The organism is Dankookia rubra, assembly GCF_004355005.1.
In the GTDB taxonomy this organism is placed as follows: Bacteria; Pseudomonadota; Alphaproteobacteria; order Acetobacterales; family Acetobacteraceae; genus Paracraurococcus; species Paracraurococcus ruber_A.
The window spans coordinates 1-1,676 of sequence record NZ_SMSJ01000248.1; the positions used below are offsets into that span (position 1 = coordinate 1).

At 50.1% G+C, this 1,676-nt stretch carries 1 protein-coding gene and 1 pseudogene; one reads left to right on the forward strand and one right to left on the reverse strand.

Features of this window, described 5'->3' with window-relative positions:
• Window positions 1-294 precede the first annotated feature (294 nt).
• On the forward strand, window positions 295-1,488 hold the full coding sequence (locus E2C06_RS36335) for a glycosyltransferase family 4 protein (protein ID WP_133293366.1): 1,194 nt from the start codon (window positions 295-297) through the stop codon (window positions 1,486-1,488).
• Window positions 1,489-1,555: 67 nt separating this feature from the next.
• Here E2C06_RS36335 and E2C06_RS36340 read toward each other — a convergent pair.
• Window positions 1,556-1,676, reverse strand: a pseudogene (locus tag E2C06_RS36340) (IS630 family transposase); the annotation flags it as partial.

Here is a 1,676-nt window from a genome sequence, read left to right on the forward strand (position 1 = left end):
GCAGCACCAGCTCGATCAGCTCCGCCTTGCTCAGCCGCTCAAGCGCGTCCCGCTGCATGCCAGGATCGAATCAGCCAACCCGCTTCCGCGTAAGGAGGGTGGGTAATTACCGCCGAGGGATGCTCCTCAAAGATCTGCTATAGACTATATTACTTTGCGGCTCTAGACTAAAAGGAGACTTTTGATGCCCGGAAAGTGATTAGGAGCTGCTAGAAAGCCAACAACCCAGGCCTGTTGGACGAAGCAAGAATTAGTCACAATCGACTTACAATTTTTCGGTGAAGGGCAGTTGGTATGAAGGTTTTAGTAGCGCATAACTTTTACAAGCAGTCTGGTGGTGAAGACTTATGCGTAGCATCAGAAATTGCCATGTTGCGTCAGAATGGTGACGAGGTGATTGAGTATTTCTTACATAACGATGCGGTCGATAATATGTGGAAAATCGAAGCCGCTGCTAGAACGATATGGAACCCGGCTTCTTTTAAAAAATTAAGAAAACTTTTTCGCGAAACGCAGCCCGACATTGCGCATTTTCACAATACATTTCCTTTGATGTCTCCGGCTGCTTACTATGCTGCTCGTGCTGAAGGAGTAGGCGTAGTTCAGACTCTTCATAATTTCAGGTTGACGTGTGCGGGCGCTCTACTGCTTCGCGATGGAAGTATTTGTGAGGACTGCCTCGGTAGCTATGCTCCATGGAGCGGTATTTGGCGAAAATGTTATCGTGGAAGTCACACCGCGAGCGCCACTGTTACAACTATGCTCGCTGCGCACCGAGCAGCTGGGACTTGGCAGGATGCTGTTGATATATACATTGCACTCACCGAGTTTGGCCGGCACAAATTCATTTCTGCCGGATTGCCACACGATCGGATTATGGTTAAACCCAATTTTTTAGACCAGGACCCAGGTTTAGGATCAGGCGGCAAAGGTTTCGGCGTGTATGTCGGACGGCTCTCACATGAGAAAGGCATCGGTACGCTTTTGGATGCTTGGCGGCATCTTGGTGGTGAAATACCGCTGAAAATAATTGGTGACGGTCCAATGGCGGCACAAGTAGAAGCGGCAGCATCGCAGAATTCGTCCATTAAATGGTTGGGTCAGCTTTCAGCAGATTTAGTTTACGAGTATATCGGCCATGCGGCTTTTTTAATAGTCCCATCAATTTGTTTTGAGGGTTTCCCGCGTGTGATAGTGGAAGCGTTTGCTAAGGGTACGCCGGTGATTGCGTCGCGAATGGGTGCCATGGCAGAACTCATTGAGGAGGACTACACTGGTTTGTTTTTCAGGCCGGGAGATGGTAGCGATCTCGCTTCCGCCGCTCGACGAATTCTCGTGGGGCCAACAAAGTTGCAGCAGATGCGCCGCTCAGCACGCATGAAATTTGAAAATGACTTTACGTCTGATCGTAACTATGAGGAAATCAAAAAAATATATGCTCGAGTTTTAGACATTCAGGCCGGAAGAGAAACTTCTTCTGTCTCTTAACTTAAGCGTAATGGTCGTTGGCGATCCGAGACGGACGGACGATTTACGCGCTTGCTAGTGCAGTGACTCATTCGGACGGTGCAGGCAGCCGCGCGAGCTTGGCGAGGATGTGGTCGGCGGGTTTGGTCCAGACGAATGGACTCGACGTGGCGTTATGCTCGCGGATGTAGCGGGCGATGGCCTGCTCG